The organism is Pseudaminobacter soli (ex Li et al. 2025), assembly GCF_003012705.1.
In the GTDB taxonomy this organism is placed as follows: Bacteria; Pseudomonadota; Alphaproteobacteria; order Rhizobiales; family Rhizobiaceae; genus Pseudaminobacter; species Pseudaminobacter soli.
In genome coordinates this window covers 71,170-96,257 of the sequence record NZ_PXYL01000002.1, presented here as the reverse complement: position 1 = coordinate 96,257, position 25,088 = coordinate 71,170, and the positions used below count along the sequence as shown (strand labels likewise).

Below are 25,088 nucleotides of genomic sequence, written 5' to 3'. Positions count from 1 at the left end.
CAGACAGAAGTGCACGGCCCATGTGCGGCATAGCGGGCTATGCCGGCACCCTGCCGCGCGACGAGGCAGCGATGCTGTTGCGGCGCATGTCCGGGGCTATCGCGCACCGTGGGCCGGACGCCCAAGGCGTTCATGTCGGGAACGGCGCGGGCTTGGGGCACCGCCGCCTCTCGGTTATCGATCTGTCGGCCGATGGCGCACAGCCGATGCAAAGCGCCGACGGCAGCGTGTGCATCGCCTATAATGGCGAGGTCTTCAACTATATCGAGCTGCGCGGGATACTTGAGGCGCGCGGCCGTCGTTTCCGCACCGCGAGCGATACCGAAGTCGTCCTTCAATTATATGAAGAGTACGGGCCGGAATTCGTTACCCATCTCAACGGCGACTTAGCCCTCGCCATCTGGGACGAGCGGCGAAAACGCATGATACTGGCGCGCGACCGGATGGGTGTGCGTCCGCTGTTCTATACCTGGCATCGTGGCGCCTTCTATTTCGCCTCGGAAGTGAAGTCGCTGCTACAGGTGCCGGGTATAGAGGCCGAGATCGACCCGTTCGCGCTCGACCAGATTTTTACGCTGTGGGCGCCGATTGCGCCGCGCACTGCCTTCAAGGGCATTTTCGAACTGCCGCCTGCGCATGTGATGATCGTCGAGGACGGTGAGGCGCGCAGCAGGCCCTATTGGGCCCTCTCTTTCCCCGAGCAAGACCATGGAGACGTGCGGCCGCAAAGCGAGATCGCCGAAGAACTGCGCGCGCTTCTGGATGACGCCACGCGCATCCGCCTGCGCGCCGATGTCGAAGTTGGTTCATTCCTCTCGGGCGGCCTCGATTCCTCGATCGTCTCTGCGCTTGCGGCACGCATGGCGCCGAACGGGCTGCGCACCTTCTCCGTCACCTTCGATGATACCGAATTCGACGAAAGCGCTTATCAGCAAACGATGGTGCAGGCGCTTGGCACGAAGCATCACGCAATCGCCTGCGGGCCGGAGGATATTGCCGGCATCTTCCCCGCCGTCGTGTGGCACATGGAGCGGCCGGTGCTGCGCACCGCCCCTGCCCCGCTCTACCAACTCTCGGGACTTGTCCGCGAGCAGGGGATGAAAGTGGTGCTTTCAGGGGAAGGCGCCGACGAAATCTTTGCCGGCTATGATCTTTTCAAGGAAGCGCGCATCCGCCGCTTTTGCGGGCGTCAGCCTAGTTCGCAAATTCGCCCTCACCTCTTCCGCAAGATCTATCCCTATCTGTCTTCGCTGCAGCAGCAGACGCCGGAATATCTCGCCGCCTTCTTCGGCACCGGGGTCGACGCGCCGAACGATCCGCTGTTCTCGCACCGCCCGCGCTTTCGCGCCACGGCGGGCGCCAAGATGTTCTTCTCGCGCGACTTGCGCGAAGCGCTGGCAGGCTACGACGCGGCCGAGGAGCTTGCGTCCGCAATGCCAGAGACCTTTGGGCGCTGGCACCCTCTTCACCAAGCGCAATATATCGAGACGCACTTCCTGCTGCCCGGGTACATTTTGTCCAGCCAGGGCGACCGCATGGCGATGGCCCATGGCATCGAGACGAGATTTCCCTTCCTCGACCACCGGCTGGTGGAGTTCGCGGCCCGGATACCGCCAAATCTGAAGCTCAAGGGCCTGCGCGAAAAGCACATACTGCGCGCTGCTACCGCCGACCTTCTGCCGCCGGCGATCTCCGAGCGACCCAAGCAGCCCTACCGCGCGCCCGACAGCGCCTCATTCCGCGGTCCGGTGGGCGACTATGTCGATGAGATCATGTCGGCCGAGGCAGTTTCCGCCAACGGCTTGTTCAATCCGCAGGCAGCGGCCAAGCTGCTCGAAAAATGCCGCCGCGATGTGGCGACGGGTTTCCGCGACAACGCGGCCTTCGTCGGCATCGTGTCGGCGCAGCTGTGGTCGCGAGAGTTTTCCAACACTGTCAGCAGCCGCTCCCGCGAGGCGGCTATCTGACTTCATCCTCCGAGAAAGGCCTTTTTGGAATGTCCGACGCAATCAAGAGCCAGGTACGCGCCTTCATCGTGGAGAATTTCCTGTTCGGCGACGACAGCACACCGCTGGGCGACGAGCAGTCGCTGATCGAAAGTGACATGGTCGATTCGACTGGCATCCTCGAGCTGGTCTCCTTTCTCGAAGAGCGCTTCGGCGTTGCAATGGCCGATGCCGATATCGTGCCGGCAAACCTCGATTCCATCGCCCGCATCGCCGCCTTCGTCGCGCGCAAGAGCGAACCGGTCTCGGGGTGAGGGGAAACCTGTGCGCGTCGAGACATTCCTCAGGCAAAGCGCCGCTACCGGTCCCGACCGGATCGCCATCGTGGCCGATGGCGCGCGGCTGAGCTATGCCGAACTCGACGCGAAATCGGACCGTCTCGCAGCGGCGCTTGCGGCAGAGGGTGTCAGTCGCGGCGACCGTGTGGTCGTTTTCATGGAGAATGTCTGGGAGACGGCAGTCGCAATCTTTGCGGTGCTGAAGGCTGGCGCCGTCTTCTGCCCGGTCAACCCGCAGCTCAAGACCGATGGCGTCGGCTTGATCCTGCGTGATTGCCGCCCGAGTGCAGTGTTGACGCAGGAAAAGTTTCTTGACGTCTGTGCGCGGGCCAGTAGCGATCTTCTCTCCCCCCTCCTGTTGATTGCTGCGCGTGCGACCGGCGCGCTACCCGCCGATGTCTTGGCGTTCGAAGCGTTGATTGCGGATGATGGGAGCGGCGTGCTGCCCGAGGCTGGCGGCGAGGACGATCTGGCGATGATCATCTACACCTCCGGCTCGACCGGCCGGCCCAAGGGCGTGATGATGACGCACGCCAGCATGGATGCAGCCTCGAGCTCGATTGCTTCCTACCTGGAAAATACCGCCGAGGATATTGTCCTCGGCGTGCTGCCGCTGTCCTTCACCTATGGGCTCTACCAGTTGCTGGTCGCGGTCCGCGTCGGTGCACGGCTGGTGTTGGAAAAGAATTTCGCATTCCCCCATGCCATACTGGAAAAGGCTCGCGCCGAGGGCGTGACCGGCCTGCCGCTGGTTCCAACGATTGCAGCGATGCTGCTTTCGATGAAGGATCTGGCGCCCAGCCCGCTGCCCGCCCTGCGCTATCTCACCAACGCCGCCGCCCCCCTGCCCCCGGCTCATGTCGAGGGCCTGCAAAAACTGTTTCCGGGCGCAAAACTCTATTGCATGTATGGGCTGACCGAATGCGCCCGCGCCGCCTATTTGCCGCCGGAAGAACTAGATCGCCGGCCGGGTTCGGTCGGCCAGGCCATTCCGGGCACGCAAGCCGTGGTTCTCGATGAGGCGGGGCAGCTGGTCGGACCGGGAACGGTGGGCGAACTGGTGGTGCGAGGGCCGCATCTGATGCGCGGCTATTGGGAAAACCCGGAGGCCACCGACGCGGTTCTGCGTCCCGGCCCAAAGCCAGGCGAAAAGCAGTTGTACACGGGCGACCTGTTTCGCACGGACGCTGACGGCTTCCTCTATTTCGTCAGCCGCAAGGACGACATGTTGAAGATCAAGGGCGAGAAGGTTGCGCCGCGCCAGGTGGAGGCAGCCCTTTGCGAATGTCCGGGCGTGGTGGAGGCCGTGGCTTTCGGCCGGCCCGACCCGATCCTCGGCTTGGCGCTGCATGCGGCGGTGGTCGTCTCCGATCCGGCGCCGACCGAGCGCGAGATCATCCGCCACTGTGCGCGCATCCTGCCCGATTTCATGGTGCCCAAATCAATCGAGTTCCGCGCCGAACTGCCGAAGACGGCAAGCGGCAAGGTTTTACGGCGGCTGGCCGTCGAAGCTGGAGAATGATCATGCATGGAAGTCACCCGCCCTTTTCCGTGGACACGCTCGAAATCGATGCCGAGGCCGAGACCGCCCGCATAGTGACTGCACTTCGAGCGCAGTTGCGCGGCTCGGTGCGTAAGCGGGGGCTGGTGCTTGGCCTTTCCGGCGGAATCGATTCCAGCGTCTGCGCCGCACTTGCCGCAAGGGCGGTCGGGCTGCAGAACGTGTTCTGCCTATTCATGCCGGAAAACGATTCCGATCCCGAAAGCCTGCGGCTCGGCCAGCTTGTCGCCAACACCTTCGGCCTGAGCGGCGCGGTCGAGAATATCGGACCGACGCTGGAAGCGATGGGTTGCTACGCCCGCCGCGACGGTTTTATCCGCGAGGTCGAGCCGGCCTATGGACCGGGCTGGAGCTCGAAGATCGTGATTGCCAATGCTCTGACGACATCGGGCTACAACATCTCCTCGCTGGTGGTGCAAAACCCGGATGGCGAATTGCGAAAGCACCGCCTGCCGGCGCATGTCTATCTTGGTATCGTCGCCGCCACCAACATGAAGCAGCGCACGCGAAAGCAGCTCGAATATTATCATGCCGACCGGCTGAACTATGCCGTGGTCGGCACGCCGAACCGGCTGGAATATGACCAGGGGTTTTTCGTGAAAAACGGCGACGGCGCGGCCGACGTGAAGCCGATCGCGCATCTCTACAAATCGCAGGTCTACCAGCTCGCCGCCTATCTCGGCGTGCCGGAGGAGGTGCGCCGCCGCCCGCCGACTACCGACACCTATTCGCTGGCGCAGACGCAGGAGGAGTTCTATTTCGCCCTGCCCTACGACAACATGGACCTTTGTCTCTACGGCCTGAATAACAACTTGCCGGCAGCGGATGTCGCGCGGGCGGTCGGGCTGAGCGAGGAAGAGATCGGCCACGTCTGGAACGACATCGCGGCCAAGCGCAAGGTAGCGCGCTACCTGCATCTCGAGCCGCAGCTCGTGGAACCCGTATAGGAAATGCAATGACCGAACCGCTTATCACCTTCGTCGGTGTCGCGCATCCCTGGCTGTGCGATACGATGGGCCATATGAATGTCCGCCACTATGCGGCGATGTTCGATGACGCCAGTTTCCACATTCTCGGCCATATCGCCGGACTTGAGGGCCACGAGGCCAACGGCATCGGCTGGGCCGACGTGCGCACCGAGATCGACTACAAGCACGAAACCCGAGCAGGTACGCTTATCACCGTGCGCTCGCATGTGGTGAAGCTCGGTCGGACCTCGGTCACCTTTGAACAGGTGATGAGCGGCACGCTAGATGGCGTCGTCCACGCTGTCGGCCGCACCACCAGCGTTCGCTTCGACCTTGCCGCGCGCGCCGCCGTTCCGCTCGATGCGGGCATGCGCGAACGTGCCGATGCACTGCTGGCCAGCTAGCCGGAAGCCAATTGCTGCAGCTTACTCGCTGTAGATCCGCTCCTCCAGCGGCGTCTCTGCGATCAGCGCCTGCAGGCCGGCCAACAATGCGCGCTCGGCCCGGTTCATGGTCTTTTCCGGATTGACGATCAGGAAGATGTCGATGGCCGGCGGCGCGTCGTAGGGCGGCAGGCGCCACAGCAGCCCGTCGGCCACGTCGCGGCGCGCGACGTGCAGCGGCAGCGGGCCGATGCCGAGCCCAGCAACGATCATGCGTCGCACCTCTTCGAGGCTCGACGACACGCCAACCACGCTGGCGTCCAGTTTGGCCTCGCTGCGCAGCAGCGCGACCGGACGCAGCGCGTCCGAAATGTGGTCGGTCTGGAAGGAAACCGAAGGCTCGCCCTTCAGGTCGGCGAGCGTCAGGCCGTCGCGGCCATAGAGCCGGTGCTGCGGACCGCAGAAGAAGCCGAAGAACTCGCGATACATCATCGTGTAGTCCAATGCCGGGTCTTTCTGCGCCACGAGGCAGATGCCGAAAGAGACCCGGCGCTCGCGCACCTGCTTCGTCACCTCCGTGCTCGCCGCAATGGATACGGTCAGGCTGGCGCGCGGGGAGTTGCGGTGAAACTCCGCCAGCGCCCGATCGTAGAGAGGCGAGATGACATGGCTGGCGGCGGCGATGGTGACATGTCCGGTCACGTCGTCGCTCACCCCGCGCACGAGCAGCGGCAGCTGTGAAATGGTGCCGAACACCTCGATGCTCTGCTCGTAGAGCAGCAGCCCGGTCTCAGTGAGTTCGAAGCGCGTGGCGTCGCGCTCCACCAGCCGGCGGCCGATGCGGTCTTCCAGCCGCCGCAGCGCGTTGCTCACGCTCGGCTGCTTGAGGTTCAGACGTTCGGCGGCGCGCGTGATGCTTTTCACCTCCGCAATCACCACGAAGGTGCGCAGAAGGTTCCAGTCCAGCTCCCAGACCAGCCTGTCGAGGCGCGGCGACGTCATTCTCGAAATCTATGTCCTCTATTCCGATTATCTATTTGCGCAATGCTATCGCAAAGGCAATCATGAATTCGGACCAGCGCAACGGCGCATCCCAAGAACATCGACGCCACGCGCTCACTCCAGAGGACAAGGACAGCAGATGAACAGAATTCTCTCCGGGCTCGCGGCCGCAGCCCTGATGATTGCCTCGAGCTTCACGGTGTCGGCCCAGGCCGACGATCTGGAAAAAATCAAGGCAGCCGGTGAAATGAAGATCTCGATGAGCGGCCAGTATCCGCCCTTCAACTTCGTCAACGAGCAGAATGAGGTCGTCGGCTTCGACGCATCTATCGGCAAGGCCATCGCCGAGCGCATTGGCGTCAAGGGCACCATCGTCACCACCGCCTGGGACGGCATCATCGCCGGCCTGCTCGCCAACAAATACGACACCATCGTCGGCTCGATGACGATCACGCCCGAGCGCGAGAAGGTCGTGGACTTCGTCGGCCCCTACTACCATGCCGGCCGCGCGGTTTTCGTCAGCGAAGAGTCGCCGGTCAAGAGCCTCGAGGACCTCAAGGGCAAGAAGCTCGGCGTCACGCTGGGTGAGACGCATGAGAAGTGGGCGCGCGAACAGGGCGGCTGGGACATCCGCACCTACAAGGGCCTGCCGGAACTGCTACTGGAGCTGAAGGCCGGTCGCGTGGATGCCATCGTGGTCGACAACATCCCGGTCATGGTCGCCATCAAGGAAACCGGCGACAAGATCCGCAAGCTCGAAACGCCGGATATCGAGGGCGGCAGCGTGGCTATCGGCATCGCCATCCGCAAGGGCAACCCCGAACTGAAGGCGGCCATGCAGAAAGCACTGGACGAGATGCTGGCCGACGGCTCCTACGAGAAGATCTCGAAGGAGTGGATCGGCGCGGACATCCGCTAATCGTCTCCTGAAACGGCTTTCGGCCGCAGCCTCTGCGGCCGAGGCAACCGCCCGCCTCGCTACCGGAGTTCCCGATGGACTTTGCGCTGATGCAGCGTGTCTTCCCCTTCTTTGTGGAGGCCGCGCTGGTGACGGTGGAAATTTCCGTGCTCGCGCTTGCGCTCGGCCTCGTGGTCGCGGCGCTGGCTGCCGCCGCCAAGCTGTCGCGCTCACGCCTGATGAGGGCTATCGGCACGGTCTATGTCAGCGTCTTTCGCGGCACGCCCTGCCTGATCCAGCTATTCGTCCTCTATTTCGGGGGGCCGCAGATCGGCATCAATCTGGAGCCGTTTGCCGCCGGCCTCATCGGGCTGGGCCTGAACATCGGAGCCTATATGGCCGAGTCGATCCGGGGTGCTGTGCTGTCGGTTGACCGTGGCCAGGCGGAGGCCGCCCGCTCGATTGGCTTCGGCCGCTTCCAGACGCTGCGCAAGGTGGTGCTGCCGCAGGCAGCCAGGCTCATGATCCGCCCGCTCGGCGTCAACACGGTGGCGCTGGTGAAGGGTTCCGCGCTGGTCTCGACCATCTCGGTGGTGGAGCTCACCTACACCGCCCAGCGCTTCATCGGCTCGACCTACAAGCCCTTCGAAATCTTTGGCGTCGCCGCGCTGCTCTACATGATTGTCGTCTTTGTCGTGGCCAAAGTGGTCGATCTGCTCGACCGACGCTACGCGATCGTCTGACGGGAGGGCGCCATGCAAGGTTTGGATTTCAGCGTCGTTCTGCCCTACACCAGCCTGCTGTGGACCGGCGCGTGGTGGACTGCCGTGCTCACCGTCTCGGCGGCAGCGCTCAGCTTCGTCTTCGGCATATTGTTCGCGGTCGCGGTGCTCTATGCGCCCAAGTTGATCGCCTGGCCCGTGCGCTTCGTCATGTGGCTGTTCATGGGCACGCCGCTGCTGCTGCAGCTCTTCCTGATCTATTTCGGGCTGGTGCAGATCGGCATCGACATCCCGGCGCTCGGCGCGGGCATCATAGGCCTTGGCCTGCATTTTGCAGTCTACAACGCCGATGTGCTGCGCGCGGGCATTGTCGCGGTCGATCCGGGCCAGACCGAGGGCGCGCGCTCGATCGGCTTCGGCCGCTGGCAGACGCTGCGCCACGTCGTGATCCCCCAGGCGGTGCGCAACACGGTTCCGCCGATCGGCGGCAACATGATCGCGCTGCTCAAGGAATCGTCGATCGTGTCGGTCATCGGCATTGCCGAGCTGGTGCATTCGGCGCAGCTTGGCATCAGCGAAACGTTCCGGCCTTTCGAATTCTACATCACCGCCGCAGCGCTCTATTACATTCTCAATCTCGTTCTGGAGGGGGGCTTGCGCCTCGTCGAACGGAAAGTGGAGGTTTCGCGATGACCAGTCATCAGCCAATGGTCGAGGTGCGCGGCGCGCGCAAATCCTACGGTGCCTTCGAGGTGCTGAAGGGTATCGACCTCTCGGTGAACCGTGGCCAGATCGTCGCCATCATCGGCCCCAGCGGATCGGGCAAGTCGACGCTGCTGCGCTCCATCAATCATCTGGAGACGCTGAACGGCGGAGAAGTATGGCTGGATGGCGTGCAGGTGAACCAGCCGCTGCGCGGCCATGCCTTCGAGCGGCACATCAACAAGGTGCGCCAACAGATGGGCATGGTGTTCCAGCACTTCAACCTGTTTCCCCACCTCACTGTGCTCGACAACATCACGATGGGACCGGTGATCCTGAAGGGCATGGGCAAGGGAGAGGCGCGCGAGCTGGCGCTCGGGCTCCTCTCCAAGGTGGGGCTCGCCGACAAGATCGACGCCTATCCATCGCGGCTGTCGGGCGGACAGAAGCAACGCGTGGCAATCGCGCGGGCGCTGGCCATGCAGCCCAAGGTGATGCTGTTCGACGAGGCGACCTCGGCGCTCGACCCCGAACTGGTCGACGAGGTCAACGCGGTGATGAAGCAGCTCGCTGCCGAACACATGACCATGCTGATCGTGACCCACGAAATGCGCTTTGCCGGCGAAGTGGCCGATCGCGTACTCTTCATGGACGGCGGCGTGGTGGTGGAGGAAGGCGCACCTTCCGAAATCTTCCGCGCGCCGCAGCAGGAACGTACCAAGAGCTTCCTGCGCAAATATCTCGCCGCAGCCTGAGACAGACGATGCAAAACAGAGCCAACCAATTTCCCGATTTCGGCCTGACGCCCGAGCAGCGCCGCGAGGCAGTGCTGGGGCACTATTACGAATATCCCGGCATGGACGGCGCGCGCGGCGAGATCTGGTGCTACACCGACGCCTATTCCTACGCGCCGGGCGCGACCGTGCGGCTGCATGTCAGCTCCACCGCGCCGAGCTATCGGCTGGAGGTGATCCGCGACGGCGCCACCGAGACGCCGGTGCTGACGCGCGAAAACCTTTCAGCCCGCTGGCAGGACACGCCGGACCAGTGCTCGGTCATCGGCTGCAGCTGGGAGGCTTCCTTCGAGTTCCGCGTGGAGGAAAGCTGGCCGTCGGGTGCCTATCGCATTACGCTGACGGCGGAAGGCCGCGACGGCAAGCCGATCCAGTGCCACCACCTTTTCATCGTGCGGCCGGTGCTGGGCCGCAAGCCCGGCCGCGTGCTGCAGGTGGCCGCCACCGGCACCTGGACCGCCTACAACACTTGGGGCGGCTCGAACCACTATCAGGGCATCACCGGCCCGAACCGCGACCAGTACGCGACGACGGTCAGCATCGAGCGGCCGTTCTGCCGCGGCTTTGCGCTGCTGCCTGCGGATGCGCCGCGCGTGCCGCTGGAAATCTACACGCCGCCGGCAGCCACGCCGCGCTACCCGCATATGGAATGGGCTTTCGCCAACGGCTATTCGAAGAAATACGCTTCGTCGGGCTGGGCGAGCTATGACAGCCACTTCTTCCGCTGGGCCGAGCGCGCCGGCTATGCCGTCGATCTCGCCAGCCAGCATGAACTGCATTTCGAGCCCGAAATCCTCGAAGGCTACGACTGCGTCGTCTTCGTCGGTCACGACGAATATTGGACCTGGGAAATGCGCGATGCGGTCGACGCCTATGTCGAACGTGGCGGCCATGCGGCCCGCTTTGCCGGCAATTTCATGTGGCAGACGCGGCTGGAGGACAACGGCAAGCGCCAGACCTGCTACAAATACCGCGCCCGCGCCGAAGACCCGGTCTATCGCTCGGCCGACCCCAGCCGCACCTCCGGCTGCTGGGAGGCGGCGGAGACCGGTCGGCCCGCGGCGCAGACTTTCGGGCTCAACGCCCTGCGCGGCCTCTATGTCGGCTGGGGTGGCTGCGCGCCACGCGGCGTGCGCGGCTTTCCGGTCTACAGGCCCGAGCACTGGGCCTTTGCCGGTACCGGCATCTATTATGGCGACCTGCTCGGCGCGGACGGCCATGCGTTCGGTTACGAGGTCGATGGTCTCGACTATGTGATCCGGGGCGGCCTGCCCGAGCCGGAGGAAAATTCCGGCGCCCCGGAGGGGCTGCAAATCCTCGCACTCGGCATGTCCTCGCTGAAGGAGGAAAGCGCCGACATTCCCGCCGACGACCAGTTCCTCTCCGACGCCGATGCCAAGTTCGTCGCTGACATCATCGTCGGCAATGACGGCGATGAGGCCGTGGACCGCGTCAAGCGCGGCTGCGGCATGATCGTGAATTTCCCGCGCGGCAAGGGCGAGGTGTTCCACGCCGGAAGCTGCGAATGGGTGGCGGCGCTGAAGCGCCAGGACGCGATGGTCGAGCGCGTCACCGCGAATGTTCTCGACCGCTATCTGGGAGGCAAAGGGGCATGACCGTTCATTCCACTAAGGCTGAGGCCGGCCGCAAGCCGAACCTCTTTCATTTCACCCGCGCGCCACGGCCGATGGTGGACCGCGCCGACGGCATCTATCTGTGGGACAAGACCGGCCGCCGCTTTATCGACGGTTCCAGCGGGGCGGTGAACGTCAATGTCGGCCACGGCAACCGCGCCGTCATCGACGCGATGAAGCGCCAGATGGACCGGGTGAGCTTTGCCTACACCATCCACTTCGAGAGCGAGCCCGCCGTCGAATTGGCACGCGAATTGGCCGAGCGCCTGCCAAACGGGCTGGAGCGCATCTATTTCGTGTCCGGCGGCTCGGAGGCGGTGGAAGCCTGCCTGAAGCTCGCGCGGCAGTGGGCGGTGGCGACCGGCCAGCCGGACCGCTGGAAGATCATCGGGCGTATGCCTTCCTATCACGGCATCACCGTGGGCTCGCTCGGCGTGACCGGCGACGACGTGCTGACCAAGACCTTCGAGCAAATGGGCCAGCCCATGCCGCTCATTCCCGCGCCCATGGTCCATCGCGACAACGACAATCTCTCGCTCGAACAGCGCGGTCTCCGTTTTGCCGACATGTTGGAGGCCAAGATCCTGGAGGAAGGCCCGGAGAGCGTGCTGGCCTTCGTGATGGAGCCGATCGGGGGTGCGGCCACCGCCGCGCTCGTTCCGCCCGACAGTTATTTTGTCCGCATCCGCGAAATCTGCGACCGCTACGGCATCCTCCTCATCCATGACGAGGTGATGACCGGCATTGGCCGCACCGGCAAATTCCTCGGCGGCGACCACTGGAACTGCAAGCCGGACATCATCTCGCTCTCCAAGGGCCTTTCGTCCGGCTATGCGCCGCTCGGCGCGCTGGCCGCGACCCAGCGCATCGTCGGGCCGGTTCTCGAGGCTGGCGGCTTCCTGCACGGTCACACCTATGGCGGCAACCCGGTGGCCTGCGCGGCGGGCCTTGCCGTGCTGGGCGAAGTCGACCGGCTGGGGCTGGTCGACAACTCGGCGGTCATGGGCGAGGTGCTGAAGGGCGAACTCGAGGCGCTGACAAAGCACTTCCCCTTCGTGGGCGACGTGCGCGGCAAGGGCCTCCTGCTCGGCGCCGAACTCTACGCCGATCCGGTGACTAGGACGCCGCTGCCGCCGGAAAAGAACGCCAATGTCCGGCTGATCGACCTCGCTTTCGAGCGCGGGCTGATCGTCTATTCGCGGCGCGTGCGCGGCGGGCCGTTCAGCGACAATTTCATGGTCGCGCCGCCGCTCATCGTAACGCGCGAGGAGATCGGCGAGATCGTCTCCCTCCTCGGCGACACGCTCGAAGCGCTCGCAGCCGAACTTGACCTTCCCGTGAACCGCTGAGGCCAGACATGACGTCTCCCGCAAAATCGTCGCGCCGTAAGGTCATCATCACCTGCGCCGTCACCGGCTCGGTCCACACCCCGACCATGTCGCCCTATCTGCCCATTACGCCTGACCAAATCGCCTCGGAGGCGATCGCGGCGGCGGAGGCCGGCGCCTCAATCCTGCACCTGCACGCCCGCGATCCAAAGGACGGGCGGCCCACCGCAGACCCGGACGTGTTCATGCAGTTCCTGCCGCGCATCAAGCAGGCGACCGAGGCGGTGGTGAACATCTCCACCGGCGGCTCCTCGCTGATGACGCTGGACGACCGCCTCGCCATTTCGCTGCGCGCTGAGCCGGAAATGTGCTCGCTCAACATGGGCTCGATGAATTTCGCCCTCTTCCCTGCCCTAGACAAGCCTGCCGACTGGCAGCACGAATGGGAGCCGAAGCTGCTCGAAGCCACGCGCAGCACCCTCTTCAAGAACACCTTCGCCGACATGGAATTCATCCTCGACCGGCTGGGCAAGGGCTGCGGCACGCGCTTCGAGTTCGAATGCTACGACGTGGGCCATCTCTATTCACTGGCGCATTTCCGCGACCGGGGGCTGGTCAGCGGGCATCTGTTCATCCAGTTCGTGTTCGGTGTGCTGGGCGGCATTGGGGCCGATCCCGACAACCTTGCCCATATGAAGCGCATTGCCGACAAGCTGTTCGGTGATGGCTACAGCTTCTCCGTGCTTGCCGCTGGCCGCCATCAGATGCCGATGATCACCATGGCTGCCGCCATGGGCGGCAATGTGCGTGTCGGACTGGAAGACAGCCTCTATGACGGACGCGGCCAGCTTGCCCGCTCCAATGCCGACCAGGTGCGGCGCATCCGCAAGGTGCTGGAGGCGTTGTCGCTGGAGGTTGCCACCCCTGCCGAGGCACGCGACATGCTGGGGCTCAAGGGCGGCGACCGGGTGGCGTTTTGATGGTAGAGCGGATTGCTCGCAACCAATGCCGAGGACGCCGATGAGCCCCCCTCCCGCCCAAGTGACCATTAGGCCGGCCGTGCCCGCCGACGCGGAGATTATGCATAAGGCGATCTTGCAACTCGGCGACCATGTTGGCTTGAAGCTCAAGATCGCAAGTACGCCCGAGGATTTCCGCCGCTTCGGCTTCGGACCCGATGCGGCCTTCTCGAGCCTGATTGCGGAAGTCGATGGCGAGTTCGCCGGCCTCTGCCTGTTCTTCCCGATTTACTCGACCTGGTTGGGGCGGCCGGGCGTTTATGTGCAGGATCTTTATGTCGACGAGCGGTTTCGCGGCCGCAAGATCGGCGAAAAACTGCTGCGCGAGGTGGCAAGCTGGTCGCATCAGTGCGGTGGCGTCTATCTCAGGCTGGCCGTCGATGTCGACAACGTCTCCGCGCAGGGCTTTTACGAAAGGCTGGGCATAGGCTGGCTCGACAGCGACCGCGACCACGGCGCCTATGGCGAAGCCTTTCTTGCACTGGCGCGCACCAATTCAAATTGAGCCGCATATTCAGGAGCTGCCATGAAAGCCTTTTACGCCGACGAGCAGAAGCGTCACGACCCCAAGGCCTTTCTTTCCAGTGGGGCACCGAAGCCCAATCCCGAACAGCCGGAGCGGGTGGAGCGCCTGCTTGCCGGCGCCCGGGCTGCGGGCTGCGAGATCGTGCGGCCGCGCGAGCACGGGCTGGGGCCAGTCGCCGCTGTCCACACGCCGGAATATCTCGACTTCCTTGGACATATCTACGAGCGCTGGCAGCGCATCGAGGGCGCGTCAGAGGAAGTTATTCCCAACATCCATCCTATCGCCCGCGGCGGTAGCTATCCGGCTTCCGCCGTCGGCCAAGCCGGCTACCACATGGCCGACACTTCCTGCCCCATCTCGGCCGATACCTGGGAAAGCTCGCTGTGGAGCGCGTGGAGCGCGGTGGACGCTGCGGAAGCAGTGATGTCTGGCGAGCCCGCTGCCTATGCACTCTGCCGCCCGCCCGGCCACCACGCCTTCGCCGACGTGGCCGGCGGCTTCTGCTTCATCAACAATTCGGCAGTTGCCGCGCAGCGCCTGCGCAAGCACGCGGCACGCGTGGCAATCCTTGACGTCGACCTGCACCACGGCAACGGAACGCAAGGCATCTTTTATGCGCGCCCCGACGTGCTGACGGTGTCGATCCATGCCGACCCGATCCGCTTCTACCCGTTCTTCTGGGGCCATGCCGACGAGCGCGGCGAGGGTCCGGGGCTGGGCTACAATCTCAACCTGCCGCTGGCACGCAGATCGGCCGATGCCGAGTTCCTTGCCGCGCTGGACAAGGGGCTGCAGCGCATTCGCGCATTCGCGCCCGAGGCGATTGTTGTGGCGCTAGGGCTCGACTGCTTCGAAGGCGATCCCTTCGGCGGCCTGTCGGTGACGACGCCGGGCTTTGCACGCATTGCCGAGGCGATTGCAAAACTTCGCCTGCCCACCGTCATTGTGCAGGAAGGTGGCTACCTCTGCGATGCGCTCTCCGACAACCTAACCTCGTTCCTCACCGGATTTGCTGGGGTTTGATTAAAGAGAATCGTTGCCCGGTCATCGATTCTTGCCGGCAAATAGCAAGTTGGCGAAGAACGAGGGGATACCCCGCACAAGTCTGATCGAGGAACATCAGCAGGCAATACCAGTGCCTCTGCTGCCAAGGGAGGCGGGCCCACTCGGCGTTCGCGGTCCAACACGCAATGGCGAGTATACCGACGGATCAATGCCTGTCATCACCTGAGGCCGCGGGCCTCTGCTTGTCTGCGATGAGCCAATCTAGGCTGAATGACTAGCTTGCCCTGCGATGGATCGTGGATTGTTTTTTCTGGTGACGCTTGATGATGGTCTTCTGCGTCGACGATGTTCCTCAGGCGGGGGATTTTCTACTGCATCATTGGCCAAGGGTAGATTGCCCAACTCGAGCGAAGGCGCGACATGCTTGCCTTAGATTTATGAAAAGGCAAGCGCCCCCCTCTCCAAGTACGTGATTTTGAGAAAGCCGCAGAGGAAGCCGGCATCTTCGTTCACTGAGGCCGCGCTGTCTGCTATGAGGCGCAGGAGATTGTGCGATGGATCGCTGTAAATTCAGGAAAGTTCCAGTTCGCTTTTCTAGCGGGAAGACTTACAACGTCAGAGTGGTGAACTCCCACGTATCTCTGGCGCTGAGACTCCACTAAGCCGAGTCAGCGAACGCCTTGGGGTAGGCCGCTACCGCAGCGAATAGCTGGCAAAACCATCCGAAGCGACTACCACTGCTCCAAGTCTAAACGCCTCAAGCATGCGCTTCAGCAAACTGCTGATCGTCTCTACTCTAGCCCGAGCTTCTTTCTCAGTTCGGCGTTCTCCTTGCGCAGACGTTCCGCAAGCAGGCTCTTCAGTCGCTTGTTTTCTTCCTCGAGCGCCAGGAGGTCCTTGAGATCGTTACCCTCTGATACCGGGGCTACGGCCTTCTTCCAGTGATAATAGGTCTGCTCCGATATGCCGGCCCGCTTGACCGCGCTCCTGATATTCTCGCCGCGACCGATCGACTGCTCAATTTCGGCAAGTAACTGCGCGCGTTCCTTTGCGGAATAGACCTTTCGACCGCTCCGAACTGCCGCTGCCGGAGCGTCCGCCGCCTGGGATGCCGGCTTGGCGCCGCTCTTGCGCGCAGACGGCTTGGGCTCAGCCTTTGCCTTCCGCGGTCGCCGAGTCTTCTTCTTCGTTTCAGGTGTCTCAGCCTCGGTGGCGTTCTGTGCTGGTTCAGCTTCCTGAGGGTTGGCCATGTGATGCTCCACTAAGGGTTTGTACTTGTCTTCAGCATCAATGGCTGGCCCATTAGAGTCAATAAGCTGTCGATCCGGCCGCTCGGTAGCAGTGGTTTCTTTTGTTGTCTCAGCGACAAGAGCAGATAGATCGACATCACCCCAGATCGAACGACTTCGTTTTTGGATACCGCGCTTTTGTTTGACCTGCACGGTGAACGGTCGAGTCTGCCGCCGCATAAGATCCTTCCTTGAAAAGACACGACTTGCGCAAAACAAGCCGCCGCTTGGCAAGGATTCAAAGTCCCGGCCCTATCTCTCTCGCGCCGAGCTATATCGAATGACACCATAAACAAGCAAGCGGCGCTCTAACATCCGCGCAAAAGCCATCAACATGCGATGGCAGTAACCAGAAGAACAGGGCACCCGTCGATCCGATCGCCACCATGACATTGTCATAGCCTGCCGGGTCGATGACTGCCGCGCCCGCGACCACGGTGATGCTATGTGCGGCGAGGACATCGGTCCAGAAGCGTTCGACGGATGGAGCCAGCAGGCCAAGCGCGCTTTCGGGGAGCACAAAGACCTTCGCGCCCGTGCGTGCGTGGCGCAGAACCAAATGAATGCGCGCGCGATGCTGATGGCATTTCCTTGCTCGGGCGATGGGCTCAGCGCCGTGTCGACGCCCTGCCATTGTTCCAGCTCCGACGCAGCTGTCCAGAAAACCGCTGACCATAGCCAAGTGGCAACCATGCAGGCGGCGGCCGGCCATGCACGCGTCGTCATAACGAGCAGAAGGCCACCCGCCGCAGCAAGCCCGTGCCATTTCCGCCCGGGGAACAAGACGCCGGCCGCCGTGACCGGATGCGCCCAGCCGACGATTCCGAGCGGCGGGATGGCCATCAGCACGGCTACGACGAGATAACGAACCACTTTATGGCTTCCGCGCTGGGGCGTCCAGAACGCCGCATGGATAGCGACGAAACAGACGGCGGCGGCGCCCCACATAAGGACACCAACCCAGACCGAGGTGCCAAAAAATTGGCGACGCCCTGCGGCAGGCCGCGAGAGGCGGCAAGGAAGTATCCTGTGGCCACGGCCGCAGCTGTGATGCGATCCCGTGATGCTGCCCAGAGCGCTGGGAAAAGCATCGCGGACGGCAGCGCGAGGACATGCCCGCTCCAGCCGATGCACCGACGAGGATCGCAGCGACCACAAGAACAAGGGCACGCCGGCGATTAAGGATCAAAAAGGAGGACTGGCCGCGCCAGGCCGAGAAGACCAACCTCCGGGACCGGTCCGAAATACCGGGAGTCATAAGAACCTGCGAATGATGAGTGGAGGAAGAGATGGCCGGGCGGAACGACACCGCCTGCCCAGGGCGAAAGCGACCGTCCTTGCCCGTCGACCGGGCTCAGGCGGGATCTGGGAAGAGGAACGCCATCGATGGCGACATCAGCGCCAACCTTGATGCAAGCGCCTGGAGCCGCAGCGATGGCTTTGATGAGCGGCGCTGCGCCACCTGGGCACAGCCCGCGCCGGAAATAGCCGCGCCCGAGCGCGAAGGCCGAAACCGACCCCGCCGGCGGGCAGATGACTACGAGATCGCCGGCGGCGGGATGCCGAGCGAGCGGCACGATCCGCCAGAGGCCGAGCGGCTCGCTCGGCGTCAGATTGATGCGCAAGCCGCCGAGCCAGACGATGACAGCGACCACCGCAACCGCCACGCCTCCGGCCGCAAGGATTGCGACGGCACGCCGGCGCTGCACCCGCGTTTTCCTTCCGGTCGGACTCCCGGTCCGCGGCACGGCTCGGCATTCAATCTTCGGCGTCATTGCGGTGACAGCCGCTTCGGTTGTGTTTGCCGAAAAGTCTCGGCCTGTTTCACGGCCTCTTCGGTGCGCTGCTGTGCGGCGAGCTGTTGCGCAGTCCGTAGATCCGGCCAGGCCGCCTTCAACTCCTCCATCTGTGCGGCGCTCATTCCTTCCGAGACCCTCTTGAGGGCCTTGCCGTCTGCCTCCTTAGCGGCGAGGCCGATGAAGGTACGCTCGCCGAAGCGCTCGGACACGGCGCGAGCAAAGCCTTTCAGCTCCGACTCGATCATCTTGTCCTCTAGCGCGAACTGCAGGGCCGAAGGCAGATCGTTCCGGTCGATGGCGTCGCGGATGCGCTCGAGCATGTTCTTGGCCGATGGCGACAGCGCCGGAATGTCAACGGCTACCCTCAATCGGGTCGCGCGCTCCTCCGCCTCGTAGCGATGTTCGGCCTTGGAATGCAGGTGCAGATAGCGTTCCAGATCGCGGACCAGTGCTGGCGAATTCAGCCCCGCCTGCTTGCGCACCTGCTTGTCGGCACGGCTGATGAGAAGACCCGTTTTGCCCTTCAGCGCACCGAAGCTATGCGGCATCTTCGAAAGCTTCGACAGAGTGGCTTCCGCGACTTGCTTGTCCTTCAACATATTTTCGACGTCGACCTTGCGGAAAGAGGCTTCGGGCTCTGCAAAGACGAGCCGGAAACGGGTCGAGACCTCCTCCCACTGCTTCTTCAAAGTTGGATCGGCGACGAGCTTGTCTTTGACAACCTGCTCGACTGACTTGGCGAATGTGGTGGTACCAGCGACCATCGGCATTGCCTGCTTGATACTGTCGGGGATTGTGTTTTTGCGCTCAGTAAGGAGTCCGAGCCCTGCGCCAAGCCCGCGCAGCCGCATGCCGAGATCAGCGAGCCTCTGCTTCTGCTGAACGGTCCAGCGAACCTTATTGGCGACGAGCGCGCGAGCGACGCGCACGAGATGCAGGCCACGGCCTTCGGCGAAACGCAGCATCTTGCGATATGCCGAAGCCTTCTCGTAGTCGAGCGTGGTTTCCTTCGATCCGTCGCGCGAGAGGCGCTCGATCAGCCGTTGCATCGCCACGTCCCTGATCGGAGCAACCTGCCAGGAATTGCGCTCCGCCGTCGTTCCATCTGGCAACCGAACCGTCTCGGATCCCTTGTGTTCGAGGCCAATGCGATCCCCGATCTTCGGCTGCAACTCATTGATCGCGCGGGCGAGATCGACACCCCAGATCGTGCGTTGCTCGCCATCACGAAAGGAGAGGGTCACGAAGTAGCTGTCACGGTTCATGGGGTCGTTTTCGAAGGGAGCAACGCCATGGTCGATGAGAACGCCGCCGCACCGGTTGGCGAACTCCGCCATGCCGACATAGAGTTCGGCCGCGTCGCGATGCCGCGTCATGGAGACATAAGTTAGGTGACGATCGAGTGTGCTGGATGCAAGCACCTTCACTCGGTCGACTGTCGCGCCTTGGGACTTGTGGACGGTGGTCGCGTAGCCGTGGTCAACATTGGCGTAGGAGCGCTGTTCGACCGTAACGTGCCGGCGGCCACTGCGTTCGCCGATCTCGACGACGATCCGACCGGGTACTGCTTCGACGACATTCGCCAGCATGCCGTTCTTCACGCCGAGAAAGCCCTCGTTCTTGAGGAACACTATCCGGTCGCCGGCGGAAAAACGACGGACGCCATCTTCGGTGCGGAAGGCAGAACCCTCGCCGACGATGTCGCGTTCGACGAGCTTCGCGCGGGCCAATTCGTTGAGCATTCGCACATCCCGGCGACGGTGCGCGAGGATCAATGTCGTTTTCTCCGGATCGTAGTCGCGGTTCCAGTCCTCGATCAACGCAGCGATCGCCTCCTGCCGGGTCCATTCGGTTCGCATCATGCCGGCCTGCTCATAGGCATTGAGGGCATCAGCGATGTTGCCGCGCGCGAAATCGAGCGATGCGTCGCGCATCCATTGCTCACGCTGGCGGTAAATGGTCTCGAGTTCGGCGTAGCCGATCCGGTCGGCAATCGCTCGAAAGGCAGCGCCCGCCCCGATCGGCTGAAGCTGATCGGGATCGCCGATCAGGACGAGTTTGGCGCTGGCCTTCGCCACCGTTTCTACAATGAGCGCCATCTGGCGCGAGCACACCATGCCAGCTTCGTCAAGCACGCACACGGTCTTCTCGTCGAGCTCGTCGCGGCCCCTGCCCCAGGCTAGCTCCCAGGACGCGAGCGTGCGCGAGGCGATGCCCGCTTCCTTCTCCAGCCCTTCGGCCGCCTTACCGGAAAGCGCGGCGCCGACCACACGATAACCACCTGCTTCCCATACCTCGCGCGCCGCCTTCACCATTGTCGTCTTGCCGGCCCCGGCACGGCCGACGACCGCCGCGATCCTCGCGTCATCGGAGACATACTCGATCGCCGCACGCTGCTCTTCTGAGAGCCGGGAATGGCGCTCGAATGCCACGGCCAGAAGTTTCTCCCGAACGCCATGAGAGGAACGGCCCGCAAGCCAGATGGCCTGACGCACCATCTCTGCTTCGATCTTGATGAGCTCACGCGTAGTGTATTTCGCTGGCTCTGGGGCGCCGGTCGCAAGCGCGATATGCTCGCATTCCAAAAGTAGGACTTCCGGGCACTGGAGGATCCGCGCCATCAGTTGCTGGAACGTGCCAGCATCATCAACGTGGCGATGCAGGACCTTCGCGATATCACGTTCTGTGAAAACGCTCATCTCGCGCGTGACGAGATCAAGGACGATCTCGGGGCGGCGCAGGATACGTTCGCGATTCTCGGCCCTGCGCTCCTTGAACAGCTGGATGCGTTCGAGCTCCGAAGACGTGCCGGCTTTCTCTCCCTTCCGGCCGATCGCCTTGGTCGCCACGCCTAAATGGGTGGTGGCTGCGAGGTCGATTCCGCGCTCGGCATAGGAGCGGCCATCGACGCGAATATCGAGTCCGGCGAGCGCCAGATGCTTGTTCTGAAGATCGAGCCATCCCTCCCGCTGTTCGAGGAAGTCTGCCTTCTCACCCGACCAGAGGCGATAGACGATCTTGCCGGATTCAGTACGCAGCGGCGCGCCGTCTTCACGGATGACGGGCACCCTCTTCGGTCCGAACCCGTCCTCGATGAGAGGCCGCAAGGTGGTCATCAGGTGGATATGCGGATTGCCGGGCTCATCATGGAAAACCCAGTCGGCGACCTGCCCGCGGGCGAGCACATGTGTTGCGACAAACTCCCTTGCGAGAGCGACGTTCTGCTCGACCGTGAGTTCCACCGGCAGGGCGATGATGAACTCCTTGGCGAGCTGCGCGTCGGACCGTTTCTCGAAGGCCTCGACCGCATTCCAGAACGCCTCGGCCGCACCCGCCGCCGAGCGATCGGCTATCAAAGCCTTCGCCCATTCCGGCGCGCCCGTCGGCAACAGGAACTCCTCATGGCGCAGGCCGCGCTTGCCGGAGTAGTCGACGGTCCGCCCCTCCGCTCGGTGCTCCATGCGGGCGCAATGTCGGTAAGCAGCCGACAGTAAGGCGCTGCGGCCGGAGCCGCGGGAAATAAGCTGGGGCGTGAAATGCGTGATGGCCAAGTGGCAGGCTCCCGGACATAAACTAAATAGGCATGTTCGGCGAGAGCAGTGGGACGGGCGCCCCGCGGACAAATGCCCCGGCAGGCGAGCAAGCAATATGTCGCGAATGCGACGTATTACTGCGCCCTTGGACCGCTCCTTCGGAACGCCCGGGATGATGTCAGGCGGCGTCGGCTTTGCCGACTAGCTTTTTTGTCAGTCGTCCCATCGGACGACTTCAGAGATTTTCCGCGCAGTCCAGCAACACTGAACAGCGCGGAGGCTCAACCGGAAATGAAGAAACCATCATCGAAGATTCGCGAAGAAATCGCTCGCCTGCAGGAGCGGTTGAAGGCCGCCGAGACACGCGAGGCCGAACGGATCGGGCGCATTGCACTGCGTGCCGGGCTCAGCGAGATCGAGGTCGAGGAGGCCGATCTGCAGGCGGCGTTCGAGGAACTGGCCGGGAGGTTTCGTGGGAAGGCCGGAAAGGCGATCGGAAATAGGGTGGGCGAAGTCGAGGGCGAGAGCGGCGGGCCCAGCCCGGAGGTCCCGGCTGGCGGTCCTGCGGATGGCGCTGACGAGGTATGAGCGCATGCGCCAGGCATCATCCACCGAGGCCCGCAAGAGAGACACACGCGAGAAGATCGAGCTCGGCGGCCTCATCGCGAAGGCGGGCCTGCGTTATGAGAAGCGCGCCGTCTTGCTAGGTGCGCTGATCGAGCTCGGCCGCAGGCTAAAGAGCGACGAGACCGAGCGAACGCGGCTCGCAGCCATCGGCGCGGAAGCGTTCGGTCGTGACGGCGAGTAGGTTCCTGCTGGTGATCGTGCCGATGGCACTGATGCTCGGCGCTATCTTCGGATTGTCCGGTGTCGAAAGCGGGCTTGCCCTTCTCGGCGAGACGGAGACGCAGCGGCTTGTCTATTTCCGTGCCGGGCTCGTCATACCTTATGTCACGGCCGCAGGGATCGGTGTCATCTTCCTATTCGCGACCGCCGGCTCCCCGAATATCGGCATGGCGGCGTGGGGCGTCGTCGCCGGATGCGTTTCGGCGATTTCCATAACCGTCGCGCACGAGGCGATCCGCATATTCGCAACACCCGTGAGCGTCGCGCCCAGCAGATCGCCGCTGGCGCAACTCGATCCGGCGATCATGGTGGGAGCAGGCACCGTGTTCATGGCCGGTATCTTCGCGTTGCGCGTCGCGGTGAGGGGCAACGCAGCCTTTGCCACACCAATGCCGAAGCGCGTTCGTGGTCGTCGGGCGCTGTACGGTGATGCAGATTGGATGTCGATGTTGGAAGCCGGAAGGCTCTTCGGCGACGTTGGCGGCATCGTCATTGGCGAACGCTATCGCGTCGACCAGGACAACGTGGCGGACACGCCGTTTCGCACCATGAACCGAAAGAGCTGGGGTCAGGGCGGCCGCGCGCCGCTGCTCTGCTTCGACGCCTCCTTCGCTTCGTCGCACGGTATCGTTTTCGCCGGTTCGGGCGGCTTCAAGACGACGTCGGTGACGATCCCGACGGCGCTCAAATGGGGCGGCGCGCTTGTCATGCTCGACCCTTCTAACGAGGTCGCGCCGATGGTGATCGACCATCGACGCGCCGCGGGGCGAACCGTGCATGTGCTCGATCCGCGAGAGCGAAGTGGCTTCAATGCCCTCGACTGGATAGGCCGCTACGGCGGCACCAAGGAAGAGGACATTGCCGCGGTCGCCTCATGGATCATGAGCGACAGCGGCGGAGCGCGCGGCGTGCGAGACGACTTCTTCCGCGCTTCAGCCTTGCAGCTTTTGACCGCTCTAATCGCAGACGTCTGCCTGTCGGATTATACGGAAAAAAAGAACCAAACGCTCCGCCAGGTCCGATCCAAACTCTCCGAACCGGAGCCGAAGCTGCGGGCGCGTTTGCAGGAGATCTACGACCACTCGGAATCGCAGTTCGTGAAGGAGAACGTCGCAGTGTTCGTAAACATGACGCCGGAGACGTTCAGCGGCGTCTATGCCAATGCCGTGAAGGAAACTCACTGGCTTTCCTATCCCAACTACGCGGCGCTCGTGTCGGGTTCGACCTTCGTCAGCGACGATCTTGCCGACGGCGAGACCGACGTGTTCATCAATCTCGACCTGAAGACTCTTGAATCCCATCCCGGCCTCGCCCGTGTCATCATCGGTTCCTTCGTGAACGCGATCTACAACCGCAATGGTCAGGTGCAGGGACGGGCCCTGTTCCTGCTCGACGAGGTGGCGCGTCTCGGTTTCATGCGAATTCTTGAGACAGCCCGCGACGCAGGCCGAAAGTTCGGTATCACGCTTCTCCTACTGTTCCAGTCGATCGGCCAGATGCGCGAGACCTATGGCGGCCGCGACGCGGCCAGCAAATGGTTCGAGAGCGCGAGCTGGATCTCCTTCGCGGCGGTGAATGACCCGGAGACGGCAGAGTACATCTCGAAGCGCTGCGGCATGACCACAGTCGAGATTGAACAGGTCAGCTACTCGTCGCAGGCGTCGGGTTCGTCTCGGACGCGATCGAAGCAGCTCGCCTCGCGGCCGCTGATCCAGCCGCACGAAGTCCTGCGGATGCGCGCCGACGAACAGATCGTCTTCACCGCCGGCAACGCACCGTTGAGGTGCGGCCGTGCGATCTGGTTCCGGCGCGACGACATGAAGCGATGCGTGGGCGAGAACCGGTTTCAACCGGAGAAGAAATCATGACGGTGGAGCGCAGTTGGCCCGTCGCTGAAACGAGCCTCGGCGCGATTGGTGCGTGCTCGAGGGAGAGCGAGTGACCGTCGTGATCGCCGCATTGGTCGATGAAATCAGCTGCCGCGGGAGCATCGTCACCCGGATCAGCGCACAGGTCAGATGATGACACACAGCTTCCCCCGCGATTAGGAGGCCGTCGGACTGTTCCTCGACCTGGTCCGGAAGAAGCGCAACCGCGACTACACCCAAGAGGCAGCACGCAGGCCCCGCAATTCATCTCGGGCGGTCTCCGGCTTGCGGCATAGAAAGCACGACCTGCTGCTGCGGCGGCAGCTGGATACCAGTGCCGTCGCCTTGGCAGCCCCAAACCCATCACATGTGCGCTGCCAAAGGAAGGGCAGATGTCATCACGGTTCGGTCCGACCCCGACAAACCATGCCGCGGGCTCGATGGCCCGCATTAGGGTTCAGTCTTACGGCGAGAAAAAGCAGTAGTCTCTCGTTGACGTCCCCAGGCATGGAAACGGCCCCACTTGGTGGCGGGGCCTTTGGCGGGGACCTCAGTCCCGGTTCGGCCGGGACCAGATCAGCTGCAGCCCTTCTTCGCCCTCCACCTCGACCAGCGTGGCGTAGATGGGAGCTGGGAAGCTCGGATCGTCGAGCTTGACCGAGAGGTAGTCACGGCCGCTCTGCTCGGAGTGCTTCTGCCAAGCGGCGCCCAGTTCCACGGCGCCCGAAAAGACGCGGAAGTGCGGGCCCTTGTCCGAGGGGTTTTCGATGCGCTCGAGGCGAGCCTTGACGTTGAAGGCGAGTGTCTTGATCGCACCGGAGAAGCCGTTGGCGGTCGAGGTGAAGGTGCCGATGGTAGCCATTGTCTAGTTCCTTTCCTGGTTCGGGCCGCGCCCTTCGCGGCCTCGATGGCTGTCAACAAGACAGG

General features: G+C 63.3%; 24 protein-coding genes. 18 read left to right on the top strand and 6 right to left on the bottom strand.

All coding sequences use genetic code 11. The annotated features are described in order from the left end of the window. Window positions 1-20: 20 nt before the first annotated feature. From asnB to C7I85_RS04045, 5 genes are read left to right on the top strand one after another with little or no spacing between them, the layout of a single operon-like run. Window positions 21-1,967 carry an asparagine synthase (glutamine-hydrolyzing) gene (gene asnB, locus C7I85_RS04065; RefSeq protein ID WP_106722678.1) on the top strand — a complete coding sequence of 649 codons (1,947 nt, stop codon included), beginning with the start codon at window positions 21-23 and terminating at the stop codon, window positions 1,965-1,967. A gap of 29 nt (window positions 1,968-1,996) precedes the next feature. Beyond that, window positions 1,997-2,260, top strand: a complete 264-nt coding sequence (locus C7I85_RS04060) for an acyl carrier protein (RefSeq protein WP_106722677.1) — start codon at window positions 1,997-1,999, stop codon at window positions 2,258-2,260. A 10-nt stretch (window positions 2,261-2,270) separates the two neighbouring features. After that, window positions 2,271-3,806 (top strand): class I adenylate-forming enzyme family protein, encoded by a 1,536-nt coding sequence (locus tag C7I85_RS04055; RefSeq protein ID WP_106722676.1) that lies wholly within the window; start codon window positions 2,271-2,273, stop codon window positions 3,804-3,806. Window positions 3,807-3,808: 2 nt separating this feature from the next. Then, the gene (gene nadE / locus C7I85_RS04050; protein ID WP_245444796.1) at window positions 3,809-4,792 is read left to right on the top strand and encodes an NAD(+) synthase; all 984 of its coding nucleotides are present in this window, start codon (window positions 3,809-3,811) and stop codon (window positions 4,790-4,792) included. Between the two features lie 8 nt (window positions 4,793-4,800). Beyond that, complete coding sequence (locus C7I85_RS04045; RefSeq protein ID WP_106722674.1) at window positions 4,801-5,217, top strand: acyl-CoA thioesterase; 417 nt, start codon at window positions 4,801-4,803, stop codon at window positions 5,215-5,217. 21 nt (window positions 5,218-5,238) lie between these two features. Here C7I85_RS04045 and C7I85_RS04040 read toward each other — a convergent pair whose 3' ends face one another. Next, window positions 5,239-6,198 (bottom strand): LysR family transcriptional regulator, encoded by a 960-nt coding sequence (locus C7I85_RS04040; RefSeq protein WP_106722673.1) that lies wholly within the window; start codon window positions 6,196-6,198, stop codon window positions 5,239-5,241. A 139-nt stretch (window positions 6,199-6,337) separates the two neighbouring features. Between C7I85_RS04040 and C7I85_RS04035 the strand changes: the two genes are divergently transcribed. From C7I85_RS04035 to C7I85_RS32230, 10 genes are all read left to right on the top strand, one after another. After that, entirely contained in the window at window positions 6,338-7,117 is a 780-nt protein-coding gene (locus tag C7I85_RS04035) for an ABC transporter substrate-binding protein (RefSeq protein ID WP_106722672.1), read from the top strand. Window positions 7,118-7,191: 74 nt separating this feature from the next. Then, the gene (locus tag C7I85_RS04030) at window positions 7,192-7,839 is read left to right on the top strand and encodes an amino acid ABC transporter permease (protein ID WP_106722671.1); all 648 of its coding nucleotides are present in this window, start codon (window positions 7,192-7,194) and stop codon (window positions 7,837-7,839) included. Window positions 7,840-7,851: 12 nt separating this feature from the next. Next, entirely contained in the window at window positions 7,852-8,511 is a 660-nt protein-coding gene (locus C7I85_RS04025; protein ID WP_106722670.1) for an amino acid ABC transporter permease, read from the top strand. Beyond that, window positions 8,508-9,275 carry an amino acid ABC transporter ATP-binding protein gene (locus C7I85_RS04020; protein ID WP_106722669.1) on the top strand — a complete coding sequence of 256 codons (768 nt, stop codon included), beginning with the start codon at window positions 8,508-8,510 and terminating at the stop codon, window positions 9,273-9,275. Before C7I85_RS04025 ends, C7I85_RS04020 begins: the two co-directional genes overlap by 4 nt. An 8-nt stretch (window positions 9,276-9,283) precedes the next feature. Further along, on the top strand, window positions 9,284-10,930 hold the full coding sequence (locus C7I85_RS04015; RefSeq protein ID WP_106722668.1) for a N,N-dimethylformamidase beta subunit family domain-containing protein: 1,647 nt from the start codon (window positions 9,284-9,286) through the stop codon (window positions 10,928-10,930). After that, window positions 10,927-12,297: an aspartate aminotransferase family protein gene (locus C7I85_RS04010; protein ID WP_106722667.1), complete on the top strand. Its 1,371-nt coding sequence runs from the start codon at window positions 10,927-10,929 to the stop codon at window positions 12,295-12,297. Before C7I85_RS04015 ends, C7I85_RS04010 begins: the two co-directional genes overlap by 4 nt. A gap of 8 nt (window positions 12,298-12,305) precedes the next feature. Beyond that, window positions 12,306-13,256 carry a 3-keto-5-aminohexanoate cleavage protein gene (locus C7I85_RS04005; protein ID WP_106722666.1) on the top strand — a complete coding sequence of 317 codons (951 nt, stop codon included), beginning with the start codon at window positions 12,306-12,308 and terminating at the stop codon, window positions 13,254-13,256. A gap of 100 nt (window positions 13,257-13,356) precedes the next feature. Continuing rightward, on the top strand, window positions 13,357-13,800 hold the full coding sequence (locus C7I85_RS04000) for a GNAT family N-acetyltransferase (RefSeq protein WP_106722665.1): 444 nt from the start codon (window positions 13,357-13,359) through the stop codon (window positions 13,798-13,800). A 21-nt stretch (window positions 13,801-13,821) separates the two neighbouring features. Beyond that, window positions 13,822-14,844, top strand: a complete 1,023-nt coding sequence (locus C7I85_RS03995) for a histone deacetylase family protein (protein ID WP_106722664.1) — start codon at window positions 13,822-13,824, stop codon at window positions 14,842-14,844. A gap of 305 nt (window positions 14,845-15,149) precedes the next feature. Further along, window positions 15,150-15,299, top strand: coding sequence for a DUF982 domain-containing protein (locus C7I85_RS32230; protein WP_106722663.1), 150 nt, complete (start codon window positions 15,150-15,152; stop codon window positions 15,297-15,299). Window positions 15,300-15,617: 318 nt separating this feature from the next. Here the strand turns inward: C7I85_RS32230 and C7I85_RS03985 are convergent, their stop codons facing one another. From C7I85_RS03985 to traA, 4 genes are all read right to left on the bottom strand, one after another. Continuing rightward, window positions 15,618-16,295, bottom strand: coding sequence for a transposase (locus tag C7I85_RS03985; protein WP_245444794.1), 678 nt, complete (start codon window positions 16,293-16,295; stop codon window positions 15,618-15,620). A gap of 91 nt (window positions 16,296-16,386) precedes the next feature. Further along, entirely contained in the window at window positions 16,387-16,827 is a 441-nt protein-coding gene (locus tag C7I85_RS30880) for a hypothetical protein (RefSeq protein ID WP_181257078.1), read from the bottom strand. A 466-nt stretch (window positions 16,828-17,293) separates the two neighbouring features. Beyond that, window positions 17,294-17,824 carry a conjugative transfer signal peptidase TraF gene (traF, locus tag C7I85_RS03970; RefSeq protein WP_245444792.1) on the bottom strand — a complete coding sequence of 177 codons (531 nt, stop codon included), beginning with the start codon at window positions 17,822-17,824 and terminating at the stop codon, window positions 17,294-17,296. Between the two features lie 62 nt (window positions 17,825-17,886). Beyond that, window positions 17,887-21,465 carry a Ti-type conjugative transfer relaxase TraA gene (gene traA / locus C7I85_RS03965; protein WP_106722659.1) on the bottom strand — a complete coding sequence of 1,193 codons (3,579 nt, stop codon included), beginning with the start codon at window positions 21,463-21,465 and terminating at the stop codon, window positions 17,887-17,889. Window positions 21,466-21,738: 273 nt separating this feature from the next. Between traA and traC the strand changes: the two genes are divergently transcribed. From traC to traG, 3 genes are read left to right on the top strand one after another with little or no spacing between them, the layout of a single operon-like run. Then, on the top strand, window positions 21,739-22,035 hold the full coding sequence (traC, locus tag C7I85_RS03960) for a conjugal transfer protein TraC (protein WP_106722658.1): 297 nt from the start codon (window positions 21,739-21,741) through the stop codon (window positions 22,033-22,035). Further along, window positions 22,016-22,255, top strand: coding sequence for a type IV conjugative transfer system coupling protein TraD (gene traD, locus C7I85_RS03955; protein WP_428832813.1), 240 nt, complete (start codon window positions 22,016-22,018; stop codon window positions 22,253-22,255). The genes traC and traD overlap by 20 nt, the downstream gene beginning before the upstream one ends. Continuing rightward, window positions 22,242-24,161, top strand: a complete 1,920-nt coding sequence (gene traG / locus C7I85_RS03950) for a Ti-type conjugative transfer system protein TraG (RefSeq protein WP_106722657.1) — start codon at window positions 22,242-22,244, stop codon at window positions 24,159-24,161. The genes traD and traG overlap by 14 nt, the downstream gene beginning before the upstream one ends. Window positions 24,162-24,711: 550 nt before the next feature. Here the strand turns inward: traG and C7I85_RS03945 are convergent. Beyond that, a complete protein-coding gene (locus C7I85_RS03945; RefSeq protein ID WP_106722656.1) occupies window positions 24,712-25,023 on the bottom strand; it encodes a DUF736 domain-containing protein in 312 nt (103 codons plus the stop codon). Window positions 25,024-25,088 lie beyond the last annotated feature (65 nt).